Annotated in this window: 16 protein-coding genes and 1 pseudogene; 6 read left to right on the forward strand and 11 right to left on the reverse strand. The window is 72.6% G+C overall.

What is annotated here, in order from left to right; translation table 11 throughout:
- Positions 1–127: 127 nt before the first annotated feature.
- From ABZ883_RS22910 to ABZ883_RS22940, 7 genes are all read right to left on the reverse strand, one after another.
- Positions 128–1,102, reverse strand: a complete 975-nt coding sequence (locus tag ABZ883_RS22910) for an LD-carboxypeptidase (protein ID WP_360908842.1) — start codon at positions 1,100–1,102, stop codon at positions 128–130.
- A complete protein-coding gene (locus tag ABZ883_RS22915; RefSeq protein ID WP_360908844.1) occupies positions 1,099–3,093 on the reverse strand; it encodes a prolyl oligopeptidase family serine peptidase in 1,995 nt (664 codons plus the stop codon). The genes ABZ883_RS22910 and ABZ883_RS22915 overlap by 4 nt, the downstream gene beginning before the upstream one ends.
- Positions 3,090–4,424 carry a M20/M25/M40 family metallo-hydrolase gene (locus ABZ883_RS22920; RefSeq protein WP_360908846.1) on the reverse strand — a complete coding sequence of 445 codons (1,335 nt, stop codon included), beginning with the start codon at positions 4,422–4,424 and terminating at the stop codon, positions 3,090–3,092. Before ABZ883_RS22920 ends, ABZ883_RS22915 begins: the two co-directional genes overlap by 4 nt.
- Positions 4,417–5,250 carry a M55 family metallopeptidase gene (locus tag ABZ883_RS22925; RefSeq protein ID WP_360908848.1) on the reverse strand — a complete coding sequence of 278 codons (834 nt, stop codon included), beginning with the start codon at positions 5,248–5,250 and terminating at the stop codon, positions 4,417–4,419. The genes ABZ883_RS22920 and ABZ883_RS22925 overlap by 8 nt, the downstream gene beginning before the upstream one ends.
- Before the next feature lie 188 nt (positions 5,251–5,438).
- Positions 5,439–7,958 (reverse strand): SpoIIE family protein phosphatase, encoded by a 2,520-nt coding sequence (locus ABZ883_RS22930; protein ID WP_360908850.1) that lies wholly within the window; start codon positions 7,956–7,958, stop codon positions 5,439–5,441.
- Positions 7,959–8,148: 190 nt separating this feature from the next.
- Positions 8,149–10,533, reverse strand: a complete 2,385-nt coding sequence (locus tag ABZ883_RS22935) for an MFS transporter (RefSeq protein WP_360908852.1) — start codon at positions 10,531–10,533, stop codon at positions 8,149–8,151.
- Between the two features lie 175 nt (positions 10,534–10,708).
- The gene (locus tag ABZ883_RS22940; RefSeq protein ID WP_360908855.1) at positions 10,709–12,250 is read right to left on the reverse strand and encodes an SLC13 family permease; all 1,542 of its coding nucleotides are present in this window, start codon (positions 12,248–12,250) and stop codon (positions 10,709–10,711) included.
- A 290-nt stretch (positions 12,251–12,540) separates the two neighbouring features.
- On the opposite strand from ABZ883_RS22940, the gene ABZ883_RS22945 reads away from it, so the two are divergent.
- Genes ABZ883_RS22945 through ABZ883_RS22955 form a run of 3 tightly spaced genes read left to right on the forward strand, consistent with a single transcriptional unit; the run spans position 12,541 to position 15,563 of the window.
- Positions 12,541–13,770 (forward strand): CaiB/BaiF CoA-transferase family protein, encoded by a 1,230-nt coding sequence (locus ABZ883_RS22945; protein ID WP_360908857.1) that lies wholly within the window; start codon positions 12,541–12,543, stop codon positions 13,768–13,770.
- On the forward strand, positions 13,771–14,715 hold the full coding sequence (locus ABZ883_RS22950) for a hydroxymethylglutaryl-CoA lyase (protein WP_360908859.1): 945 nt from the start codon (positions 13,771–13,773) through the stop codon (positions 14,713–14,715).
- Positions 14,716–14,771: 56 nt separating this feature from the next.
- On the forward strand, positions 14,772–15,563 hold the full coding sequence (locus tag ABZ883_RS22955; RefSeq protein WP_360908861.1) for an IclR family transcriptional regulator: 792 nt from the start codon (positions 14,772–14,774) through the stop codon (positions 15,561–15,563).
- A gap of 42 nt (positions 15,564–15,605) precedes the next feature.
- Here the strand turns inward: ABZ883_RS22955 and ABZ883_RS22960 are convergent, their stop codons facing one another.
- Together ABZ883_RS22960 and ABZ883_RS22965 are read right to left on the reverse strand one after the other, a co-directional pair.
- Positions 15,606–16,049: an SRPBCC family protein gene (locus tag ABZ883_RS22960; RefSeq protein ID WP_360908863.1), complete on the reverse strand. Its 444-nt coding sequence runs from the start codon at positions 16,047–16,049 to the stop codon at positions 15,606–15,608.
- A 150-nt stretch (positions 16,050–16,199) separates the two neighbouring features.
- Positions 16,200–17,672 carry a glycerophosphodiester phosphodiesterase family protein gene (locus tag ABZ883_RS22965; protein ID WP_360908865.1) on the reverse strand — a complete coding sequence of 491 codons (1,473 nt, stop codon included), beginning with the start codon at positions 17,670–17,672 and terminating at the stop codon, positions 16,200–16,202.
- Between the two features lie 500 nt (positions 17,673–18,172).
- Here ABZ883_RS22965 and ABZ883_RS22970 point away from each other — a divergent pair, with 500 nt between their 5' ends.
- Positions 18,173–18,931, forward strand: coding sequence for a type 1 glutamine amidotransferase domain-containing protein (locus tag ABZ883_RS22970; protein WP_360908867.1), 759 nt, complete (start codon positions 18,173–18,175; stop codon positions 18,929–18,931).
- 133 nt (positions 18,932–19,064) lie between these two features.
- On the opposite strand, the pseudogene ABZ883_RS22975 reads toward ABZ883_RS22970, so the two are convergent.
- A pseudogene (locus ABZ883_RS22975) lies at positions 19,065–19,184 on the reverse strand (alcohol dehydrogenase); the annotation flags it as partial.
- A 111-nt stretch (positions 19,185–19,295) separates the two neighbouring features.
- Between ABZ883_RS22975 and ABZ883_RS22980 the strand changes: the two are divergent.
- Both ABZ883_RS22980 and ABZ883_RS22985 read left to right on the forward strand, forming a co-directional pair.
- Positions 19,296–20,345: an Rv2578c family radical SAM protein gene (locus ABZ883_RS22980; RefSeq protein ID WP_360908869.1), complete on the forward strand. Its 1,050-nt coding sequence runs from the start codon at positions 19,296–19,298 to the stop codon at positions 20,343–20,345.
- Positions 20,346–20,392: 47 nt separating this feature from the next.
- Positions 20,393–20,908 carry a GNAT family N-acetyltransferase gene (locus ABZ883_RS22985; protein WP_360908871.1) on the forward strand — a complete coding sequence of 172 codons (516 nt, stop codon included), beginning with the start codon at positions 20,393–20,395 and terminating at the stop codon, positions 20,906–20,908.
- On the opposite strand, the gene ABZ883_RS22990 is transcribed toward ABZ883_RS22985, so the two are convergent.
- Positions 20,874–22,379 carry a HEAT repeat domain-containing protein gene (locus ABZ883_RS22990; RefSeq protein WP_360908873.1) on the reverse strand — a complete coding sequence of 502 codons (1,506 nt, stop codon included), beginning with the start codon at positions 22,377–22,379 and terminating at the stop codon, positions 20,874–20,876. The genes ABZ883_RS22985 and ABZ883_RS22990 overlap by 35 nt on opposite strands.
- Positions 22,380–22,505 lie beyond the last annotated feature (126 nt).

Below are 22,505 nucleotides of genomic sequence, written 5' to 3' on the forward strand. Positions count from 1 at the left end.
TCGACCGTAGGTCCTGGCAGGCCCGGCTCCGCCCGGACGCGCGCGGCCGTCAGGGGTTCGTAAGCTTCCGGGGCATCTCGGAGCGGCGCCGCGCCGGGCCCGCCGTCGCGCGGCCCCGGCACAGCCGTCACCGGTCGAGGGCGGGCACCTCCAGGGTCAGCGTGCCGGCATCGGCGTCGAGCACGGCGGGCACGCCCAGCGGCACGGTCAGGCTCCTGTCGCCGTGGCCGAACCCGAGTTCCTCCACGACCGGTACGCCCAGCCCGCCCAGCCGGTCGCGCAGCACCTCGCGGACCCGCTCGTAAGGGCCGCAGTCCTGCCAGGAGCCGAGGGCGATACCGGCGAGGCCGTCCAGGAGGCCGGAGCGGAGCAGCTGCGTCAGCATGCGGTCGATGCGGTAGGGCTCCTCGCCGATGTCCTCCAGCAGCAGGATCCCGCCGGTCAGTTCGGACCGGCCGTCGGGGGTGCCGATCCCCGCGGCCAGCAGGGAAAGGCAGCCGCCGACCGTGATCCCGCGGGCCGTGCCGGGGACGAGCGTGCGCGCATCGGCTGACCCGAGCACCCGCACGGTCTCCGGCGCGAAGAACGTCGCCCGCAGGTGGTCGCGGGTCGGCTCGTCCTTGATGAACGCCTGGGCCGCGATCATCGTGCCGTGCAGGGTGGCCAGGCCCAGCCGGAGGGCGAAGGCCTCGTGCAGGGCGGTGATGTCGCTGAAGCCGAGCAGCACCTTCGGGCCGGCTGCCCGCAGGGCTTCCCAGTCCAGCAGGTCGGCCATCCGCTGGACCCCGTAACCGCCACGTGCGCACAGGACGGCGGCCATGTCGGGGTCGCACCACGCCTGCTGGAAGTCCTCGGCCCGGGCGGCGTCCTCCCCCGCGAGGTAGGGGAATCCGGGCCGACGGTCCAGCACGTGCGGTGCCACCACGGGGTCGAGCCCCCAGTCACGCAGGACGGCCAGGCCCGCTTCCAGCCGTTCCGCGGGCACCGGCCCGCTGGGGGCGACGACGGCGACGCGGTCGCCCGGTACGAGCCGGCGCGGACGGACCAGGGGTTCGAGGGGACGCGGGGGTCGCGGGGGTCGCGGGGGTCGCGGAGGTGTCACTTGCCGAGCTCCAGAGGGGGTACACCGGGCGGGGTGAAGCCGAGGACCTGCCCGTAGAGGGCGAGTTCGGCCTCCAGGGAGGCGATGAGCGTGTCCTCGCGCCGGAAGCCGTGCCCCTCGCCCTCGAACAGGAGGTAGGCGTGCGGGATTCCGCGCCCGGCGACGCGGTCGAGGAAGCGCTCGCACTGCACGGGCCGGCAGATCACGTCGTCCGTGCCCTGCAGGAGGAGGAACGGCGCCGTGAGCCGGTCGGCGTGGGTGATCGGCGACCGCTCGCGGTAGCGGTCGGGGACCTCGGCCCACGGACCGACCAGCGAGTCCAGGTACTGCGACTCGAAGTCATGGGTCTCACCGCCCGCGGCCCAGCCGGTCAGGTCGAGCAGGGGGTACCGGATGACACCGCACGCGTAGACGTCGGTGGTGGTCAGCGATGCCGCACTGGTCCAGCCGCCGGCGCTGCCGCCGCGGATGGCGAGCCGGCCCCGGTCCGCGATGCCCTCCGCGGCCAGCGCCTCGGCGACGGCGGCGCAGTCCGCCACGTCGACCAGGCCCCATTGCCCCCGCAGCCGTTCCCGGTAGGCACGCCCGTACCCGGTCGAGCCGCCGTGGTTGACCTCGACGACGCCGATGCCCCGGGAGGTGAAGTAGGCGATCTCCAGATCGAGCACGAGCGGGGTACGGCTGGTGGGTCCGCCGTGCACCCACACTACGTAGGGCGGCAGTTCGCCCTCGGGCGCCGTGAAACCGGGGTTGCGCGGCGGGTACACCTGGGCGTGGATCTCCCGGCCGCCGGGCCCGGTGAAGACCCGCTCGACGGGTTCGGGCACGAACGCCGGGTCCACGACGTCCTCGTGGGCGGCGCCGACGACGCGGCTGTGGCCCGTGCACGTGTCGAGTTCGACGACCTCGAAGGAGGTGCGGGCCGACGCCGCCACACCGATGACCCGCGTCCCGGACGACGCGAGGGGACCGCTCCACTCGCTCCACGGGCCCGGCACATCCGCGAGTTCACCGGTGGCCGGCTCGAGTATCCCGAGCCGCTGCGCGCCGCGTCCGTGAAGCACGGCGACCGTGCCGCTGTCCAGCGGCGCGAACCAGCGTGACCCCATCAGCCAGGCGGGCCCCGCGAACTCCTCCTCCCGGGGACAGAGGTTGACGGCCGCGCCGGTGTCGGGGTCGACCCGGTGCAGATTCCACCAGCCGGTGCGGTCGGTGGCCGCCAGCAGGGTCCCGTCCGCAGCCCACTCGGCCTGCGCGACCGATTCGGCGGGGCCGCCGATGACCGTGCGGGCGGCGCCGAAGGTCCCGTCGCCCGCGACCTCCGCGAGCATGAGCTCGGTCCCGTCCCACGGCATGCGCGGGTGGTCCCAGGCGATCCAGACGGCCCGCCGTCCGTCCGGGGAGACCCGGGGCGCGGTCACGAAGCGGTGCGCGTCGTCGGACAGTTCGCGCACGGCGTCCCGGGACTCCGCGGCGGAGCCGTCCAGCGGCACGGCCGCGAGCACCCGCCGCACATCGACCGGGCCGTCACCGGTGAACTCCTCCAGTACGCACCAGACCTCACCGCGGTCGAGGTGGATCTGGGGGTCGGCCCAGCGCAGCCCGTCGCCCACCGGGGACAGGGGGGTCAGCGGCCGGGGCACGGCGTCGGCCCGCCCGGGCTCGTAGGCGTAGAGCCGCTGGTCGGCGAAGTGGGCGAAGACGATCAGCGGGCCGGACGCCACCGTCGTGCCCGCCCAGGCCCGGCCCCCGTACTCGATGACACGGGTGCGGACGTTCCACGGCGTGGGCAGCGCGGACTCCGTGCGGCCGTCGGCGCGCCGGCGCACCAGTGCGCGCCGGCCGCCCTCCGCGGGGCGGGGCTCGGTCCACCACACCTCCTCGCCGACGAAGCCGGGGAACTCCGGGCGTCCGTCGTGGGCGGCGGCGGTGCGGGCGTCGACCGGCGACTCCCAGGCGCCGTGCGGTGCGGTGCGCGGTGCCGGGTTCATCGTTCTCCTCCGGTGGCCGGGGTGTGCGCGCCGAGCAGGAACCGGTCCAGGACCCGGACGCCGAAGTGCAGGCCGTCGACGGGTACGCGCTCGTCGACGCCGTGGTACATGCCCGCGTAGTCGAAGCCCTCGGGCAACCGGAGCGGGGAGAAGCCGTACCCGGTGATGCCCAGGCGGGAGAACTGCTTGGCGTCCGTCCCGCCGCCCATCACGAAGGGCACGACGTGCGCCCCCGGGTCGAAGTGGACCAGGGCCTCGCGCATCGCCGCGAAGACCGGGCTGTCGACGGGCGCTTCCAGGGGGATCTCCCGGTGGTGGTACTCCCACCGCACGTCCGGGCCGGTGAGTTCGTCCATGGTCGCGGCGAACTCCTCCTCGCCGCCCGGCAGCACGCGTCCGTCGACGTGGGCGATCGCATGGCCGGGAATGACGTTGATCTTGTACCCGGCATCCAGCATGGTCGGGTTGGCGCTGTTGCGGATGACCGGCTCGACCAGCGCGGCCGCGGTGCCGAGCTTGGTGAGCAGGCCGTCCACGTCCGTGAAGTCGGGCTCGACGCCGTAGAGCGCGGCCAGTTCGGTCAGGGCGGCCCGGACGGTGGGGGTGATCCGCACCGGCCAGTGGTGCTCGCCGATGCGGCCGACGGCCGAGGCTAGGCGTGTCACCGCGTTGGTGCGGTTCACCTTGGAGCCGTGGCCAGCCGTGCCGTCCGCGGTCAGCTTCAGCCAGGCCGTGCCGCGCTCCCCGGCCGCGACGGGGTAGATCCGCTTGCCGGGTCCGGCGTGGAAGGTGAAGCCGCCCGACTCGCTGATGCCCTCCGTGCAGTCGTGGAACAGCCCGGGATGCCGGTCGGCGAGGAAGCCCGATCCGTAGGCGGCGCTGTCCTCCTCGTCGGCGGTCAGCGCGAGCACGATGTCCCGAGCGGGGCGCACGCCCTCGCGTGACCAGGAGCGCACCGTGGCCAGCACCATGGCGACGGTGCTCTTCATGTCGATGGCGCCGCGGCCCCACACCACCCCGTCGCGCACCTCCCCGGAGAAGGGGTGCACGCTCCAGTCCTCGGCCTGCGCGGGCACGACGTCGAGATGCCCGTGGACCAGCAGGGCGCCGTCGGCGCCTGCCCCGGTGCCCTCGATGCGCGCCACCACGTTCGCCCGCCCGGGGGCGGACTCCAGGACGGCCGCCTCGATGCCGGCCTCGGCGAGCAGCCCGGCGGCGTACTCCGCCGCGGGACGCTCGTTGCCCTCCCCGCCGCCGTGGTTGGTGGTGTCGATCCGGATCAGTTCCGAGGTGAAGCGGACCGCCTCGTCGAGTGCCTGGGTGTCAGCCATACTGCTCCTCCACTGCTGACGAGACGAGGGTGGTCACGGCTTTGAAGCAGCGGATCCCCTCGTACATGGTCGGTGAGGTGTACGCGACGCGGCGCTCACCCGTGCGCTCGACGCCGGGCACGATGGCCGCCGCGCCCGCCAGGTGCTCCGCGTCCAGTTCGAGCTCGATCACGAACGGCCCGGCCTGGGCCGGTTCGTGCCGCACCGCGACGCCGACCGCGTCCTTGGCCGCCGCCCGGATGTCCGCCGCGGTACGGGCGGGCGGCCGGCACACCGCCGCGTAGCGCGACACGTAGTCCTTGACGGCCACCGTCCGCGCCGACGGCGCGTAGCGGTGGGCGTCCAGCGCGGTGCGGTCGTCACCGGTGACCAGGACGACCGGCACCCCGTACTCCTCGACGACCAGGGAGTTGAGCCACCCCTCGCTCGCCCGGTCGCCGTTGACCCACACACCGGTGATGGAGTTGGGGAGGTAGGTGTGGGCGAGCACCCCTTCCGTCCCCGCGCCCGTGTGGTAGCCGACGAAGGCCACCCCGTCCACGTCGCCGTGCTGGACGCCCTCCACCATGGACAGGTCCTTGTGACGGCCGGTGAGCAACCGGGCCCGCTCGTCCAGTTGCTCCAGCAGCAGATTGCGCATGCTCCAGTGCGCCTCGTTGATCACGACCTCGTCGGCCCCGCCGTCGAAGAAGCCGGCGACCGCCGCGTTCACGTCCGAGGTGAACAGGTGCCGGCAGCGTTCCCACTGCCCGCTGCCGGGCACGACGTCACCGGGCCAGGTCACCCCGGTGGCGCCCTCCATGTCCGCGCTGATCAGGATCTTCATGCCACGGAACGTTACGCAAGGTCATCGGCGCACACCAGGCCCCCACCCGGCCTGTGGAAAACTTCCCGCGGCACCCCCCGATCGGCACCGCCGGCCCGGCCCGGCCGCGGGGAGGAACAGAGCCTCGCGAGCGTGTCGTGCCCCGGCGTCGGTCACGTCGGTCACGTCGGTCACGTAGGTCACGTCGGTCACGTCCGCGCGGCGGCGCTCCGGCACGGCAGCTGCTGCTCGAACCAGACCGTCTTGCCCTGCGCCGTGCGGCTCGCGCCCCATTCCCGCGCCAGCCGGCTGACGATGCGCAGCCCGCGGCCCCTCTCCTCCTCCGGACCCGCGCCGAGCAGGACGGGCAGGGCGTGGTCGTCGTCGGTGACCTCGCACAGCAACGCGTCCGCGCGCACCAGCCGCAGTTCCACGTGGCGCGTGTGCGCGTGGCGTACGGCGTTGGTGACGACCTCTCCGACCAGCAGCGCGGCGGTCTCGGCGGCCTCCGGCGCGCCCCACCGCTCCAGGGTGTCGCGGGTGAGCGCACGGGCCCGTCGCACCTCGCGCGTGTCGAGGGCGAGCTGCCAGCTGACGACGTCCTCCCGTGCGATGCCGCCGAGGCGGGCCATCAGCACGGCGGTGTCGTCCGCACGGCCGCCGGGCCTGCCCAGCGCGCGGATGACCGTGTCGCACGCGTCGTCCATCGAGGCGGCCTCCCGCGTGGCGCTCTCGCACAGCGCCGCCAGTCCCGTGCCCGTGTCCTGACCGCGCGCCTCCACCAGTCCGTCGGTGCACAGCAGCAGCCGGTCGCCCGGCGCGACCGGCACCCGAACCGTCTCGAAGGCCACGCCGCCGATGCCGATCGGCGCGCCCGTGGGCACGTCCAGCAGCTCGGCGCGACCGTCCCCGGCACGCACCAGCACGGGCGGGGTGTGTCCCGCGTTGCCGATGGACAGCTCGCCGTGGACCGGGTCGTACACCACGTACGAGCAGGTGGCCAGGTAGTTCTCGCCGAGCCGCTGGGCGAGGTCGTCGAGGCTGCGCAGCAGTTGCGCGGGCGGCAGGTCCAGCGCGGCCATGGTCTGCACGGCGGTGCGCAACTGCCCCATCATGGCGGTCGCGTGGAGTCCGTGCGCCATGACGTCACCGACGACCAGCGCCACCCGGGAGCCGGGGAGCTTGATGGCGTCGAACCAGTCGCCGCCGGCCCGTCCCCGCCCGTTGCCCGGCCGGCTGCGCGTCACCACGTCGCAGCCGGGCATGCGCGCCGTGATCTGCGGCAGCATGCCCGCCTGGAGGGTGTCGGCGATGTTCTCCTGGTACGTGTACATGCGGGCGTTGTCGAGCACGAGCCCGGCCCGGGCCGCCAGTTCGGCGCCGGTCACACGGTCCATGTCGTTGAACGGCGGCCGCTCGCGGTGGCGCAGGAGGATCATGAAGCCGAGCACCACGTCACGCGCCTTGAGTGGCACCACCAGCATCGACCGCCCGGTGATCAGGGGCCGTATGTCGCGCTTCTCGAACTGCGCGGCGATCTCCTCGCCCATGGGCTCGGTGATCCTCGGCACGAGGACCGGCTGCCCGCTCGTCATGCACTGGAAGAACGGGGTGTGCTCGGGGAAGGTGGTCGACTCGCCGACGGGCACCACGTCGTCCCAGCGGCCGGGTTCGTCGGTGTGCTCCACGGCGACCTGGTACCACACGGTCGTGACGTCCGGCGGCCCGTCGGGGAAGCCCTCGCCCGCCGGCACCTGTGCGCGCAGATAGGTGGCCGCCACGTCCGTGAAGCGCGGCACCACGGCGGCGCTGACCTCCTGGATCGTGCGGGACAGGTCCAGGGAGCTGCCGATGCGGCCGCTGACCTCGTTGAGGAACTCCAGGCGTTCGCGGACGGCGGCGTACTCGATGTCCGGCTCCGCCTCCTCGGCCGCGGCGGCCCGCGGGTCGGCGGCGGCCTCGCGGGCGGCACGCAGCCCGTCGGCGCGGCGCTCGGCCCTGCGGGGCACACCCCAGTCGGGGGTGACCGGGACGCGGTCGTGCCGGCTGATCTCCAGGACGGGGTAGCCGAGTTCCAGCACCTGGGAGACGATCCGGCCGCTCTCGGCGACGCCCATGCTGGGCAGGATCTCCGGCAGCCGCTTGGCGAGTCCCTCGGCGCCGGGGAACTCGGTGTGCAGGGCGAAGCCGGGGGCGATGCGCTCGAACTCGCCACCGGCGTCCCCCTCCTGACCGGCCTCGACGTGCAACTGCGCCGCGTCGGCGGCGAGTACGAGGAGCGTCTCGGGCCCCGGTCCGACCAGGGGGTAGGACCACCAGAGCACATCCACCGGGGCGTCGTCGACAACGGTGTCATGGCTGCGGTTGAGACGTGCGCGCCCCGCGGTGGGGTAGGAGGTCTCGCCGCTCAGGGAGGCGTCGAGGTCGGGACCCTCATAGGGGCCGAGGGAACCGGGCCCGTAGGCGGCGCCGCTGACGGTGTCCGTGCCGTAGGGACCGCCCGCGCCGTCGCCGAGGGCACCGGAGACCGGCAGCAGGTCGACGGCGGAGCGGCCGACCGCCTGCTCGCGTGTGCTGCCGAAGAGTTTGCGGGCACCGGTGCTCCAGTGGGAGACCAGCCCGTCGCGGTCCACGACGACCACGGCGAGCGGAATGCGTCCCGAAAGGCCCGTACGCTGCGGCGGCAGCGCCGGACGGCTGCCCTCCCCGAGCGGGGTGCGACGTTCCATGACGCGCTTCGGCTCCTTCCCCTGTGGTGCCGGACACCGATCGCGGCCGGGCGTGGTCGGCGCCCCGCGCATGATCTGCGGCTCCGCCACCACGGTACGACCGTCACCGGGTGCCGCGCGCGTCATTGCGGCAAACTTGCGTACTCCAATGTGAAATTGACAGAACGTCACTGACGAAGGAGCCCGCGCGTCAGTCCTCGTAGCCGAGCAGCACGTCGCGCTCGGCGCGTCCGCCGCCCGCGAGGCGGAGGACGGTGGCCACCGGCGGGTAGCCGGAGGCGATCACCGTGTACTCCCCCGCGGCCAGGTCCACGAAGCGGAAGGTGCCGTCCGCCCCGGTCGTGACCGTGTCCAGGACATTGCCCGCCGCGTCCAGGAGCGTGACCCGCGCGTCCTCCACCGGGCGCCCGCCGGGGGCGCGCACGGTGCCGCGCAGCATGGCGCCGCCCGCGAGTTCGACGTCCTGCCGGGTCTCCCGCGCGGCCTGCACGGAGACCGGGAGCGCCGCGGGCCGGTACGCGGGGGCGTTGGCCGCGAGCGTGTACTCGCCGGCGATCAACTCGGTGAGGGTGTAGTCGCCGTCGCGGCCGGTCCGCGTGCTGGCCACGACGTCGCCGCCGGCGTCGGTGAGGGTCACGGTCGCCTCGCGCACCGGGGTGCCGTCGGCGGTGTGCACGATCCCTGCGAGCCGCCCGGCGCCGCCGAGCACGACGTCCAGTTCCACCGCGCGCTCTCCGACGGTGACGCTCACGGCCTGCGGCTGGTGTCCCCCGGCCGCCGCGATCAGCACATAACTGCCGCCGCCCGGTGTGCTCAGCGCGTACCGGCCGTCGTCCCCTGTGGCACCGCGACCGACCTGACGCCCGGTCACATCGATGAGGGTGAGCGCGGCCCGCCCCACGGTGCTGCCGTCGGCGTGCTGGACCGTTCCGCACACCGGGACACCGGCGAGGTCGGCCTTGCGGGCGGTGGGGACGTGCTGGGTCACCAGGGGTTTCTCTTTCAGGAGGAAGGCGAGCAGGAATCCGGTCGCCAGGACGGGCACCAGGTAGAGGAAGATGCGCGGCATCGCGGTGGCGTACGCCTGCACATAGGCGTCGCGCAACGCGGCCGGCATCGCGTGCACCATCTGCGGTGTGATCGACTGCGGGTCGGGCAGTGCGGAGCCGCGCGGCAGGCCCTCGGCCAGCCGGTCCGCGAGGCGGTTGGCGAACAGGGTGCCGAAGACGGCGGCGCCGACCGAACCGCCGATTTGCCGGAAGTAGTTGTTGGCGCTGGTGGCAGCGCCCAGGTCGGCGGGGCGCACCGAGTTCTGCACGGCCAGGATCAGCACGGGCAGCACCAGGCCGATGCCGAGTCCCAGGACCGCCATGTAGACGCTGTACTCGGCACGCGGGGTGTCGATGTCCAGCCGCGAGAGCAGCCACATGCCGAGCACCGACAGCGCGCCGCCGAGCAGGGGGAAGACCTTGTAGCGCCCGGTGCGGCTGATGAGCTGGCCGGAGACGACCGAGGCCAGGACGACGCCCAGCATCATGGGGAGCATCAGCAGCCCGGACTCGGTGGCGCTGACCCCGTTGACCATCTGCAGGAAGGTGGGCAGGTAGCTGGCCGCGCCGAAGAGCCCGACGCCGGTGACGGCGCCGATGAGGGCCGACACCGTGAAGATCCCGTCCCGGAACAACCGCAGGGGGATGACCGGTTCCACTGCGAACCGTTCCACCACCACGAAGAGCACCGCGCAGAGCGCCGCTCCGGCGCCCAGCCCGATCACGACCTCCGAGTCCCATGCGTAGGTGCTGCCGCCCCAACTCGTCAGCAGGACCGCGCAGGTGGAGCCGGCGGCCAGCAGCAGCGCCCCCAGCACGTCCAGCCTCGGCCGCACCGCGGGCCGGGGCAGCCGCAGCACGACGGCGATCATGGCGAGGGTCAGCAGACCGAAGGGCACGTTGATGTAGAAGCACCAGCGCCACGAGGCGTGGTCGGTGAAGAAGCCGCCGAGCAGCGGTCCCGCCACCGACGCCAGGCCGAACGCGGCGCCGATCAGGCCCATGTAGCGGCCGCGCTGCCGGGGCGGGACGATGTCCGCGATGATCGCCTGCACGCCGATCATCAGGCCTCCGCCGCCGATGCCCTGCACGGTGCGGAAGGCGATGAGCTCGTTCATGGTGCGCGACCAGCCGGCCAGCGCGGAGCCGATGACGAAGACGACGATGGCGAACTGGAAGACGATCTTGCGTCCGAAGAGGTCGCCGAGCTTGCCGTACAGCGGCAGCCCGATCGTCGAGGCGAGCAGATAGGCCGTCACGGCCCAGGACATCCGGTCCAGCCCGTGCAGTTCCCCGACGATCTTGGGGAGCGCGGTCGCCACGATCATCTGGTCGAGCGCGGCGAGCAGCAGGGTCAGCATGAGCCCCAGGAAGACCAGCCGCACCCTGCGCGGCGTGAGGTCGGCGGCGGGAATCCCGTGGTCCGAGGACGCGCCGTCGTCCGCGCCCGCGCCTGCTCCGGCGCCGGACTCGTCGGCGAGGGGTTCGCTTCGATCGGTCAGAGCCGTCGCCATGGTGCCGCCCATCGCCGTGTCCACTCCCCTCGTCGCGCCTGACCTTTCGACAACGACCAAAAGGCCCGGGGATGCGCCGTGGACGTGCAGAACCACCCGTTCAAGTGACCAACTCGCAGGCCCGTGCCCATGGGGGCGGTCGCCGGACGCGGACGGTTGTCAACGCACGGTTGTCAACGGACCGCCGTCACAGGACCAGGCTCAGCGGGAGGAGCAGCAGGAGGGCCACGACGGAGGCGACCGAGACGCCGACCGTGCACGTCTTGAGCGTGCCCCGCGTGGTCTGCCCCATCAGCGACTGCAGGAGCCAGAAGGTGTTGCTGGTGACGTGCACGGCGAAGAGCGAGCCGGCGCCAACGGCGAGCGCGACCAGAACCGGGTCGAGCCCGAGGGCGGGCGAGATCGGGGCGAGGATGCCGGCGGCCGTGATGGCGGAGATGGTGACCGAGCCGATGGCCATGTGCAGCACGGCGGCGACGGCCCAGATCAGCAGCAGGGGCGCCACGTCCCCGGTCGTGAAGTAGCCGCGCAGGACGTGGCCCAGACCGCTCGCGGCCACCACCGCGGCCAGCGAACCGCCGACGGCCGTGAGGATGAGGATCTGGCCGCTGTCCTTGAACCCGCGCACCACGGCGCGCTCCACGCCTTCGCGGCCCACGGCGGCCCGGCCGACGAGGACCGTGCCGACGAGCCCGGTGAGCAGAGCCACCACGGGGTTGGCGATGAAGGACAGGACGGCGTTCCTGACGCCGAGCGCGTCGAAGACCGCGCCGATGGCGATCATCAGCAGGGCGGCCAGGAGCGGGGCGAAGCGCACGAACAGGCCCGGACCGTCACCGGACACCGCGACCGGCGCCCGCTCGCCGTCGGCGGCCGGGCGGAGGCCCGGCCGGCACACCGGGGGCCGGACCGGCCCCGCCGCCCTCGGACGGCCGGGGCCGTGGACGGCGCCCACGAGGGCGGCTGCCGGCAAGGACCTCACCCTCACCGGCCATGCCGTCCGCTTGCTGTCCTGCTCCTTGGTGTCCTCCTTGACTTCGCTCTCCGCCGTCCTCGGGGGTTCGGGGGCGGCGGGCTCCATAGCGGTGTTCTCGTCGGTGGCGCTGTTCCAGAAGCCCCGCCGGAAGAAGAACGTCATGACCGACACGGAGATCAGGACGGTCGGGACGACCAGGACGAGGCCCCACAGCAGCATCGTGCCCAGCGGTACGTGCAGCAGGGCGGCCAGGGCGAGCGCGCCGACACCCGGCACCATGAGCACGATGCCGCTCTCCAGGCCGATCGCCAGGGCGGCGGCCATGCGGGCGGGTCCCCAGGGTCCGATCCGGCGGGAGGCGGTACGGGCCAGCGGCGCGCAGATCACCAGGAGCACGTCGAGGTAGATCGCCTGCAGGAGTGTGGCGATGGTCAGCGCCATCGAGTGCGGCAGCCGCCGGGGGCCGAAGAGTCTCAGCAGGTGCTCGACCAGCCGCTCGATGGCACCCATCTCCTTCAGGAGCGAGCCCATGAGCACACCGAAGGCGATCAGCAGGCCCACCTCGGCCATGATGTTGCCGAAGCCGGTGGTGATGGTTTTGACCGTCCTGTCGGGCCCCAGCCCGGTCGCGAGCCCCAGGTAGAGCGACCCCACCACGAGGGAGATCACGGGGTTCACGCGGAAGCGGACGATCAGCACGACAATGGCGACGATCGCGACGCCGGTGTTGACCAGCACGGGGATCTGCGACATCCGCTCGCTCCTTGCACACGCGGTGCCGGGGAAGGCGAGTACGGCCAGGCGCCCCGTCGTGGTGCGGAGGCGGGCTCGTCCACAACCGGCTCTCTGTGAGACGGCATCTCATCATGAGGGTACTCCGCTCCGTCATCCATTGCGCATGCATAGGCCGGCACCCTGCGTACACGATCCTGTCAGCTCATTAAGCACCTATTTGAAGCGATATAACGGATTTCTTGACGGGAAGCCTCTCGACCCACATGCTGGAAATAGACATCACGATATGGGTTGCGAGGTGATCGCAGATGCCCGAATCGTCTGCGCGTCATGGAGAGGCGTCCGGCCCCCTCACGGGGCTGCGCGTCCTGGAGATGGGCAACTTCATCGCCGCCCCCTCGGCGGGCCGTCTGATGGCGGATCTCGGGGCCGACGTCGTCAAGGTCGAACGGCCGCGCGGCGGCGACGAACTGCGCCGCTGGCGGCTCCACGAGGGCGACACCTCCCTGCTGTTCCGCGCGATGAACCGCAGCAAGAGGTCGCTCACGCTCGACCTGGGGCGCCCGGAAGGCCGCGACATCGCCCTCGCGCTGGTCCGCCGCTGCGACGTGGTGCTGGAGAACTTCCGCCCCGGCACCCTGGAGCGCTGGGGACTGGGCGAGGAGCCGATGCGCACGGCCAACCCCGGTCTGGTGCTGGCCCGGATCTCCGGCTACGGGCAGACCGGGCCGTACCGCGACCGTCCCGGCTTCGGCGGGGTCGCGGAGGCGGTGGGCGGGCTGCGCCAGCTCACGGGGTATCCCGACCGGCCTCCCACCCGGCTCGGCATCAGCCTCGCCGACTCCGTGGCCGGCCTGTACGCCGTCGTCGGCACCCTGGCCGCGCTCCACCGCCGCGCCGCCACCGGGCGCGGGGACGTCGTGGACGTCGCCCTGTACGAGGCCGTGTACTCCCTGACCGAGTCCCTGACGCCCGACTACGACGCCTTCGGGATCGAGCGGGAACGCACCGGTGGCGCGCTCCCGGGCATAGCGCCCTCCAACACCTACGCGTGCCAGGACGGGCGTTACGTCGTGATCAGCGGCAACGGCGACGCCGTCTTCCGGCGCCTGATGACCGTCATCGGCCGGCCCGGCCTGGCGGACGACCCGCGCCTGGCGGACAACGCGGGCAGGGTGCGGCACGTCGCCGAGCTCGACGCGGCCATCGCGGCCTGGACCGCCGAACTGCCGCACGAGCAGGTCCTGATGCGGCTGGACGCCGGCGACGTCCCCTGCGGCCCGATCCTCACCGCGGCCGAGATCGCCAAGGACCCGCACTTCGCGGCACGCGGCATGCTCGAACGCCATCGCGTCGCCATAGCCCCCGGATGGCACCAGGACGTGGCCTTCCCCGGCGTGGTCCCCAAACTCACCGAGGCGCCCGGCCGCACCCGCTGGCTCGGGCCCGACCTGGGCGAGCACACCGACGCCGTCCTGGCCGAACTCGGCATAGGGGCGGGCCGCCGGCAGGAACTGCGCGACCTGGGGGTGGTGTGAATGCCCGGCACACCCGACCAGGTGCTGATCACGGACGTCCTGCTCCGTGACGGCCTCCAGAACGAGCCCGTCGTGATTCCCACCGCGGACAAACTGCGCCTGGCGTACGGGCTGCTGGACGCGGGGGTGACCTCGTTGGAGGCCGGATCGTTCGTCCGCCCCGAGAAGGTGCCGCAGATGGCCGACACCGGCCTGCTGCTCGCCAGGGTGCGGCCCGGCGAGTCGGTCTCCCTGCACACCCTGGTGTTCAACGAACAAGGAGCGCGGCGGGCCGTCGAGGCCGGGGCGCGCGACGTCCGGCTCACGGTCTCCGCGAGCGACGGCCACAGCCTCGCCAACGCCGGTGTGCCCCGGGACGCGTCCCTGGACCGGCTGGCTCCGGCCGTCGAGATCCTGAGGGCCTCGGGTGTGCGCCTGGAGGCCACGATCGCGACCGCGTTCGTCTGCCCGTACGACGGTGAGACGGACCCGGCCACGGTGGTCGCAGCGGCCCGCAGGCTGGCCGCGTTCGGCATCCGTGTGCTCCATCTCGCCGACACCATAGGGGCGGCCGGTCCCCTGCACATCCGCCGCACCGTCACCGCCGTGCGGGAAGCACTGCCCGAACTCCCCGTCGGGCTCCACCTGCACAACACCTACGGCATGGCGCCGGCGAACGTCTGGGAGGCACTCCGGCTGGGCGTGCGCCGCTTCGACGCGGCGCTCGGCGGCATCGGCGGCTGCCCCTTCGCCCCGGGCGCCGCCGGCAACCTGGGGACCGACGACCTGGTCCATCTCTGCCATCACGCGGGCATCGCCACCGGCATCGACGTCGGCCGCCTCACGGCGGTGCGCGAGCAACTGCGCATCCTCCTCGGCCACCGGCTCGACTCCGCGCTCGCCGCCGTGTCCTCCGCGCCGGTGCCTCTGTGCCTGGGCGCCGCGACGGCGGGGACGGCCGGCTGACATACGGTAGCCGTCGTACGCGACGGACGTCCGGCCCGGAAGACGCGGTGATACCCATGAGCGAGAAGGCGGGGACCGCGCCACTGCTGGTCCTGCAGAAGATCCGCCAGATCCTGGAGTGCTTCACCATCGAGCGGCCCGAACTCAATCTGCAGGAGATCACCCGGGCCACCGGCCTGCCGGGCAGCACCTGCCAGCGCCTGGTGCACAACCTGCTGCGGGAGGGGTTCCTCGACCGCGACGGGGACGTCTACCGCATCGGGCTGCGCTTTGTGCAGTGGGCGGCACCGGGCACCTTCGGCCTCGACCTGGTGCGGCTCACCCGGCCCGCGCTGCAGCGACTGCGCGACCGGAGCGGGGAGACGGCCTGCCTCTATGTGCGGGACGGCGCGCACCGCACCGTCGTCTCGCTCGCCGAGACGCACCATGTGGTGATGCGGATGTTCGCGGTGGGCATGGTGATGTCCCTGCACGCGGGCTCGGCGGGGAAGGTCTTCATGGCCTTCGACCCCACGGCCCGCCGCGACGCGGTCGGCCACGGCCTCACCCGCCACACACCGCGCACCGTGGTGGACATCGACCTGCTGGACGACCAGTTGGAGGAGATCCGCAGAACGGGCTTCTCCGCCACCTTCGAGGAGCGCGACATCGGCGCGGCCTCGATCAGCGCGCCGGTCTTCGGCAGCACCGGCGAGGTGGTGGCGGCCCTCGGTATCGGTGCGCCGACCCAGCGGCTCACCCCGGCCGACGTGGGCCGGCTCGCCCCTGGTGTCGTCGAGGCCGCCGAGGAGGCCTCCCGCTGCCTGGGCTACCGGCCCGGCATCCGGGACGGCGCCGGAACGCACTGAGCGCGCCGACGCCGTCCCGGCACAGCGGTCCGCTTCCGCCGGCTACTTCTCGGTCTCGGCGGCCAGGCGGGCGAGCACCTCGTCCTGGATGCGGTTGAGGCCCTTGGGCGCGAAGGTGCGCTCGAAGAAGCCGCCGATGCCGCCCGCGCCGGTCCAGGTGGTGCTGACCACGGCCTTGGCGCGGCCCTCGCCCGCCGGGGTGACCGTCCAGGTGGTCACCATCGAGGAGTTGCGGTCCGTCTCGACGAGCTGCCCGGCGGTCGGCTCGGTGACCGCGAACAGGCAGTCGCGGATGCGCTTCTCCGTCGCCTGGAGCTTCCAGTGCACCAGGGTGCCGGCGCCGCTCCCGCCCTCGCGCACTTCGTACTCGCTGTACTGCTCGGGCAGCAGGCGCTGCCGCGTCCCCGCGTAGTCGGCGAGCGCTGCGAAGACGCTCTCCGGGCTCGCCGCGATCTCGCGCTGGGTGGTGGCCTCGACCTGTGCCATCGCCGTCCTCCGGTGACTTGCCGTGATCCGTGTGCCGTCACGGCAAGCCAATCACCACGGGCGGGCCCCCGCGAAATCGGCGGCTCCCGTCGGGGCACCCGGGAGCCCGCGTCCTGGCCGGTCCCCGGACGGGGGCCGGCCAGGAGTGCTTCAGCGGTGGACCGGGACGAGCTGGAGGTAGTCGAGGTTCCAGTTCTGGTAGGCGTCCTGGGGAAGGCTGATCCGGAGGGTGTGACGGCCGACGGTGAGCCGCTGCTGCACACCGCTGGGCTGCAGGACCTCCTTGCTGTGGCTCGTGGTGTTGCGGATGTCGACCCGCTTGCTCTCGGCGCCGCCGTCGAAGGAGACGGTGTAGGTGCCCGCGGGCGAGTACGGCGAGGACGCCCGGACGGAGAGTGCGTACGTCCCGGTCCGCGGGACGTCCACGTCATAGGTCAGCCACTCGCCGCCGCGCATCCAGCCGACCCGGACGTTGCCGTCGGCGTCCTCGATGTCGACGTCCTCGCCGGGCCGCATCTTCAACCCGCCATTGTTCCCGCCGTCGTTGTCGTGGTAGCCCCTGTCCTGGCCGGGGAGGAAGTTCTCGGCCTGGACCCGTACGCCGCCGTGCGGCACGGGGTCGCCCTCGCCGGTGCGGAGCCAGGACTCGAACTTCTCCACATCGTCCGTCTGGAAGATCGTGGTGTCGAAGCTGCGCGCGAGGGCCTCCCAGCCGCGCAGCGGGTCGGTCAGCGACGCCTCGTCGGTCATGTGGTCGGACAGGCCGTTCCACATGGTGTTGTTGAAGACGCGGCTGTGCCGGGCCACGGCGTCGAGGAACGGCTTGCGGGCGACGGCGTCCTGGACGCTGCCGTAGTTCACCTCGTAGGCCACCGGCTGGTCGTCGCCGAACGCGGCCACGGCCCCCAGGTTGCCGTCCGTGATCATGTGCATGTAGAGGGCGCCCTTGTGGGTGGCGAGGAAGTCCTGGACCTCCGGCACCGGGGCGTCACTCTTGTAGAGGCCGTTGCCGACGGTGCCAGTGCGGGTGAGCACGTCCCAGACCTGCTCCCGGAACGGCCAGGCCTTGTCCAGGTTGATCAGCCCGCGATTCTTGGCGAGATCCATCGCCTCCTCCAGCGTGGGCACCTGCTGGTCGGTGACCGCCGCCTGGCCGCCGCCAAGTCCCTCGCGCAGGCGGAGCTGCTCGATCTGGGCGAGCGTCATGTCGGAGACCGGGCCGCGTCCGTTGGTGGTGCGGTCGACGGTGGTGTCGTGCATCAGGACGGGAACGCCGTCCTTCGTGAGCTGGATGTCGGTCTCGATGATCTCGGCACCGTCGTCGTAGGCCGCCTTGAACGCCGCCAGCGAGTTCTCCGGGGCCTTTCGCCACTGGCCCCGGTGCGCGGTGGTGAGGATCTTCGCGTCGGAGCCGTGGTCGAGCAGATCCCGGTGGGCACGTACCGCCGCCGTGCTCCCGGCTTTGCCGGAGCCTCCGAAGAGGTACGACGTGCTGTCCGAACCGCGGCCGGCGGCCAGGCCAATGTCAGCGGACGGGAGACCCCCGCCGAGCACGGCAGCGGCCACAACCAGCGTCAGGGACGCGGCGGCTGCGGTAGCACCACTCACAACTGATCTCTTCATAAGCCGGAGAGTAGGAAGGCGCCGGGAAGGGACGACGTACGCCGCACGCCTCTCCGAAGTCCGAGAATTGAACATCGCCACGCTCGAGGACGGCACGGAAATTCAATCGGCGCGACTTTGTGATCGCCCGCACCAACCGTCCGAGGCCGTCCACGGGTTGCGGCACCCGCGGTCATTCACGGAGAAGGTGTGGCGCGGATATTCCGGCACCGCAATGGCACACGTACGACTCTTCCCGCCTGCCAGGACACGGCCGGCAGAGTTCTGCCCGCGGCGTCCCTCCCCCGTCTTGGGACATCACGGATGCCGTGCCCAAGCCAGCCGGTTCAGCCGAGAGACATTGGCGCCAGGATTCCATGCCCCTGTCCCCGAGATTCCCTTTCGGGCATTCCCATGGCGTGCTTACCGTCGGAAAGCCGCAGAGGCTCCAGCACAGCATTGTTCCGCATGGCCGTGGCGTCCACGCCCATGAACGCGCGCAGTCCTGGCATGATGCCCGCATGCGCGTGTGGATGCCGGTCCCGGACCGGGACTTCGACGTGACCGAGGTCGCCGTGCCGTGGCACGTGCTCACCCTGGCCGGTCACGAGGTCGTGCTCGCCACCGAACGGCCCGGTACCCGGCCCGCGGCCGACCCGCGGCTGCTGGACGGGGTGGTGTTCGGTCGGCTCGGTGCCGCCGCGGAGGCCAAGGACCGGTACGAACAGCTCACCCGCAGCGCCGCGTTCGGGCACCCGGTGGGCTGGGCGGACACGGACGTCACGGAGTTCGACGGGCTGCTGCTGCCCGGCGGGCACGCGCCGGGGATGCGCCAGTACCTGGACTCGGCCGTACTGCGGGAGCAGGTGGCCCGCTTCTGGGCACTGGAACGGCCGGTCGGCGCGATCTGCCACGGAGTCCTCGTGCTGGCCCGCACCCAGGACCCGGCCACGGGCCGCGGACTCCTCGCCGACCGCCGCACCACCTGCCTGCCCAAGTACATGGAGCGCAGCGCCTATTGGACGACCGCCTGGCGCCTCGGCCGGTACTACCGCACCTATCCGGCCTATGTGGAGGACGAGGTGCGCGGCGCGCTCGCCGACCCGGCGACGCAGTTCGAGCGCGGACCCCGCGTGCTGACCCAGCGGGGAACCGAGGACGACGACACCCATGCGTTCGTCGTCGAGGACGGCCGTTATCTGTCGGCCCGGTGGCCGGGCGACGCGTATCTGTTCGCCCGCCGCTACCTCGCCCTCCTCGAACGGCGCACAGCGGGCTGAGGTACACGGAGCCCGTAAAACGTCCTTACGTCGGATCGCGTCCGCGTCGCTGACGAGGACCCGCTGGTACGCCTCGTTGATCTCCTCGGCGCGGATCAGCGGCTCCGCTGTGGTCGAGCGGTGCCGCGACGTCCTTGCGCAGTGACGGCGAGAGCACCGTCACCTCGGCGCCGAGCGCATCGACGATCTTGAACGCCAGATGGCCGGGCCCGCCCATGCCCACGAGCGCCGCCTTCTTGCCCGGGCCGGGACTCCCCCGGCTCCGAGTGCTCCGCCGGCCGCCGACGGCACCTCCTCCGGACACCCCTCGACGTTTTTCGCTCAGGTGTTCTATTCTCGGGGCAGAGCAACAGAAGGAGGCGGCATGAGGTGGGACAACCTGAGCCGCGACACGGCGGCGGCCACACCCGCGCTCTTCGGCATGGATGCCGTGACCCGCACATTCGACACGCCCGAGTTCCGCGGGATCACCTTCCACGAGGTGCGCGCCCGCAGCATCGTCAACCGGGTGCCGGGGGCGTCCCGGATGCCCTTCGAGTGGACGATCAACCCCTACAGAGGGTGCAGCCACGCGTGCGTCTACTGTTTCGCGCGCAAGACGCACAGCTATCTGGACCTCGACACCGGCCTGGACTTCGACTCGCAGATCGTCGTCAAGGTCAACGCACCGGAACTGCTGCGCCGCGAGCTCGCCGCGCCGCGCTGGCAGGGCGAGCACATCGCCATGGGCACGAACGTCGACTGCTACCAGCGCGCCGAGGGACGGTACCGGCTGATGCCGGGCATCCTGGCGGCCCTGCGGGACCACGCCAATCCGTTCTCGATCCTGACCAAGGGGTCGCTGATCCTGCGCGACCTGGACCTGCTGGTCGAGGCGTCGCGCGTCACGGAGGTCTCCGTCGCGGTCTCCGTCGGCTTCCTGGACCGGAAGCTGTGGAACACCGTGGAGCCCGGCACCCCCGCGCCCGCGCGGCGGCTGGACGTCTGCCGGACACTGAACGACCACGGCATCGCCTGCGGCGTGCTGATGGCGCCCGTGCTGCCCTATCTCAGCGACTCCCCGGAGCAGTTGCGGGAGACCGTCCGCGCCATCGCGGCGGCCGGCGCCACCTCGGTCACCCCGCTCGTGCTGCATCTTCGCCCCGGCGCCCGCGAGTGGTACATGGCGTGGCTGTCGGTGCACCACCCCCGTCTGATCTCCCGCTACAAGGCGCTGTACGAGAGCGGTGCCTACGCCCCGACCTGGTACCAGCGGCGCATCACGCGCATGGTGCACGAATTCGCCGACGAGTTCGGCATAGGCCCCTCCCGCGCGGGTGCCGCCCGGCGACTGCGAGCCGTGCCGACGCCGCCGGCCGACGAGTCGGCCGCCGCCCAGCCGGTGCCGGAGCCGACGCAATTGACGCTGCTGTGAAGAAAGGCGCTGGCCGGTAGCGCCTCGGTGCGCATAGCGTCCGGTGCATGAACGAAGTACGGACGATGACCCGCGACGACATCGGCGCCGTGGCAGCGATCCGCGTCAGCGGCTGGCGGGCGGCATACGCGGGGATCGTCCCGCAGCCCTACCTGGACGCGATGGACGCCGAGGCGGATGCCGAACGCCGCCGGGGGTGGTTCGACGAGGGCAATGGGCGGGTCGACAACCTTGTGTCCGCCGAGGGCGGCGAACTGACGGGGTGGGCGGCGCTCGGCCCGTACCGCGGTGAGCAGGACGGCGGTGAGGTCGGTGAGTTGTACGCCATATATGTGCGCCCCGACCACATCGGCAAGGGCGCCGGACGCGCTCTCATGGCAGCCGTCCGGGCCCGGGCCGCCGAACGCGGCTTCCGCCGGCTGCGGTTGTGGGTGCTGGCCGACAACGAGCCCGCGCGGCGCTTCTACACTCGCGCCGGTTTCGGCCCGGACGGGACCGACCAGATCGAAATGTACGACGACATGCCCCTCAAGGAGCTGCGTTACGCCGCGGACCTGGGCTGAAGGAGCCCGCCAGCCTCCGCGTCGCGGCACTGGGCGCCTCCTTGTGCGCCCTGGCCAGTGCGGAAGCCGCCACCGGGTCGCCGGAACGCACCAGGGCCCGGACGACGCGCCGCGGGTACGGCGGCGCGCACAGCCCCGCGAGCGCGGCGGTGGCGCGGGGCTCGTCCCGGTAGCGGGCCAGCCCGCGCGCGGCGGCGCTCCGCACCTCCTCCTGCGGGTCTCCGGCCGCGGCGAGCAACAGGTCCAGCACGGCCGGGCCGCCGATCCGGCCGAGGGCTTCCACGGCCGGGGCACGCAGAGCGGGCGCCCCGGCCGCCCGGCGCAGCGCGGGCACCGCCCGCGTGTCCCCGAGCCGGCCGAGCTCCCGCACGCAGCCGCGCGTGGCCTGGAGGCCGAGCCGTCCCTCGTCCAGCAGCCATCCCAGGGTGGAGGTCAGGGCGGGCACGGACTCCGGGGCGCCCAAGCGCCCGAGGAGGCGGATCGCGGCGAGGGCATAGGTGATGCGCAGCCGGTTGGTGGCGAGCGCGGCCGCGGCGCGGGCGGTGCGCGGGTCGCCGAGGCAGGCAAGGGTGTCCGCGGCGGTGACGTTGCGGAAGGCGTCGCGGTGGTTGAGAAGCAGGAAGAGCGTCTCGAAGGCCCGGCGGTCGCCGCCGCGGCCGAGCATGACGGCCACGACCTCCCGTTCGTCCAGGGAGCGCGACGGCTCGGTCAGGACGGCGGCGAGCGCTTCCCGCGCACCGGGGTGGTCCGTCCTGCCGAGTGCCACGAGCGCCGCCTCGCGCACGGCCGCCTCGGGGTCGCCGGCGGCCGCGACGAACAGGCCGAGGTGTGCCGGTTCCCCGGCGCGCCCGAGCAGGTCGAGGGCGAGGGCCCTGGCGCGGGGTGCCGGATGGGCGGCGTACCGGAGCAGCAGAGGCACGTTTCCCGGCACGGCGGCCAGGTCCGCCGGGCAGGGGGTCAGCCGCCAGTGCGGGCGTTCACCCGCGCCGACGACGCGGCCGATGGTCCGCTCCAGCAGGTCCGGGTACCAGGAGGGCGTGCCGCCTTCCGCGCAGGCGTCGCAGAGCAGCTCGAAGAGCGGTGCGGCGCTTTGTGGTGCGCGCCGGGCGGCCAGCGCCTCCAGGGCGTAGCGGCGCTCGTCGTCCGTCCCACCGGGCAGGATGCCGAGCAGGGCGGGGACACCGGGTGACCGGCCGGTCACCCCGTCGAGCAGGGCCCGCTCCTCCGGTCCGAGCCACGGCCGCACCATGGCGGCGGCTTGCCTGGACGCGGCCATGCGCCGCACATAGGCGTCGCGGGATTCGGCGGCACCCTGGGTCGCGAAGGACAGCAGTCCGACGACGCGGCGCGACTCGCCGCGGTCCCGCAGCTCGGCGAGGGTGGTGCCGCCGGAAAGCAGGGAGCCGTACAGGGCGCCGGCCCGTCGCGCCGCACGATGCTCCCCGAAGCGCGCGTCCCCCGCGTCGTCCACAGCGTCCCCTCTCGCCCGATGTTCACCTTAATGGCGCGCTCATCTGTCGGGGGCGCAAATCACATGGGCGGGGGGCTGGCGTGTTGGTTACTCGCCGGTTACCCTCTAACCAACGCACACCGCGGC

Origin of the sequence: Streptomyces sp. NPDC046977 (assembly GCF_040644455.1) — a bacterium.
Taxonomy (GTDB): Bacteria; Actinomycetota; Actinomycetes; order Streptomycetales; family Streptomycetaceae; genus Actinacidiphila.

What these genes read in the sequence shown, in the direction of transcription:
- ABZ883_RS22985 (WP_360908871.1), top strand. Translation starts at nt 20,393, where the DNA reads ATGAACGAAGTACGGACGATGACCCGCGACGACATCGGCGCCGTGGCA.
- ABZ883_RS22930 (WP_360908850.1), bottom strand. Translation starts at nt 7,958, where the DNA reads ATGGAACGTCGCACCCCGCTCGGGGAGGGCAGCCGTCCGGCGCTGCCG.
- ABZ883_RS22920 (WP_360908846.1), bottom strand. Translation starts at nt 4,424, where the DNA reads ATGGCTGACACCCAGGCACTCGACGAGGCGGTCCGCTTCACCTCGGAA.
- ABZ883_RS22915 (WP_360908844.1), bottom strand. Translation starts at nt 3,093, where the DNA reads ATGAACCCGGCACCGCGCACCGCACCGCACGGCGCCTGGGAGTCGCCG.
- ABZ883_RS22925 (WP_360908848.1), bottom strand. Translation starts at nt 5,250, where the DNA reads ATGAAGATCCTGATCAGCGCGGACATGGAGGGCGCCACCGGGGTGACC.
- ABZ883_RS22950 (WP_360908859.1), top strand. Translation starts at nt 13,771, where the DNA reads ATGCCCGGCACACCCGACCAGGTGCTGATCACGGACGTCCTGCTCCGT.
- ABZ883_RS22960 (WP_360908863.1), bottom strand. Translation starts at nt 16,049, where the DNA reads ATGGCACAGGTCGAGGCCACCACCCAGCGCGAGATCGCGGCGAGCCCG.
- ABZ883_RS22945 (WP_360908857.1), top strand. Translation starts at nt 12,541, where the DNA reads ATGCCCGAATCGTCTGCGCGTCATGGAGAGGCGTCCGGCCCCCTCACG.
- ABZ883_RS22970 (WP_360908867.1), top strand. Translation starts at nt 18,173, where the DNA reads ATGCGCGTGTGGATGCCGGTCCCGGACCGGGACTTCGACGTGACCGAG.
- ABZ883_RS22980 (WP_360908869.1), top strand. Translation starts at nt 19,296, where the DNA reads ATGAGGTGGGACAACCTGAGCCGCGACACGGCGGCGGCCACACCCGCG.
- ABZ883_RS22940 (WP_360908855.1), bottom strand. Translation starts at nt 12,250, where the DNA reads ATGTCGCAGATCCCCGTGCTGGTCAACACCGGCGTCGCGATCGTCGCC.
- ABZ883_RS22935 (WP_360908852.1), bottom strand. Translation starts at nt 10,533, where the DNA reads ATGGGCGGCACCATGGCGACGGCTCTGACCGATCGAAGCGAACCCCTC.
- ABZ883_RS22955 (WP_360908861.1), top strand. Translation starts at nt 14,772, where the DNA reads ATGAGCGAGAAGGCGGGGACCGCGCCACTGCTGGTCCTGCAGAAGATC.
- ABZ883_RS22965 (WP_360908865.1), bottom strand. Translation starts at nt 17,672, where the DNA reads ATGAAGAGATCAGTTGTGAGTGGTGCTACCGCAGCCGCCGCGTCCCTG.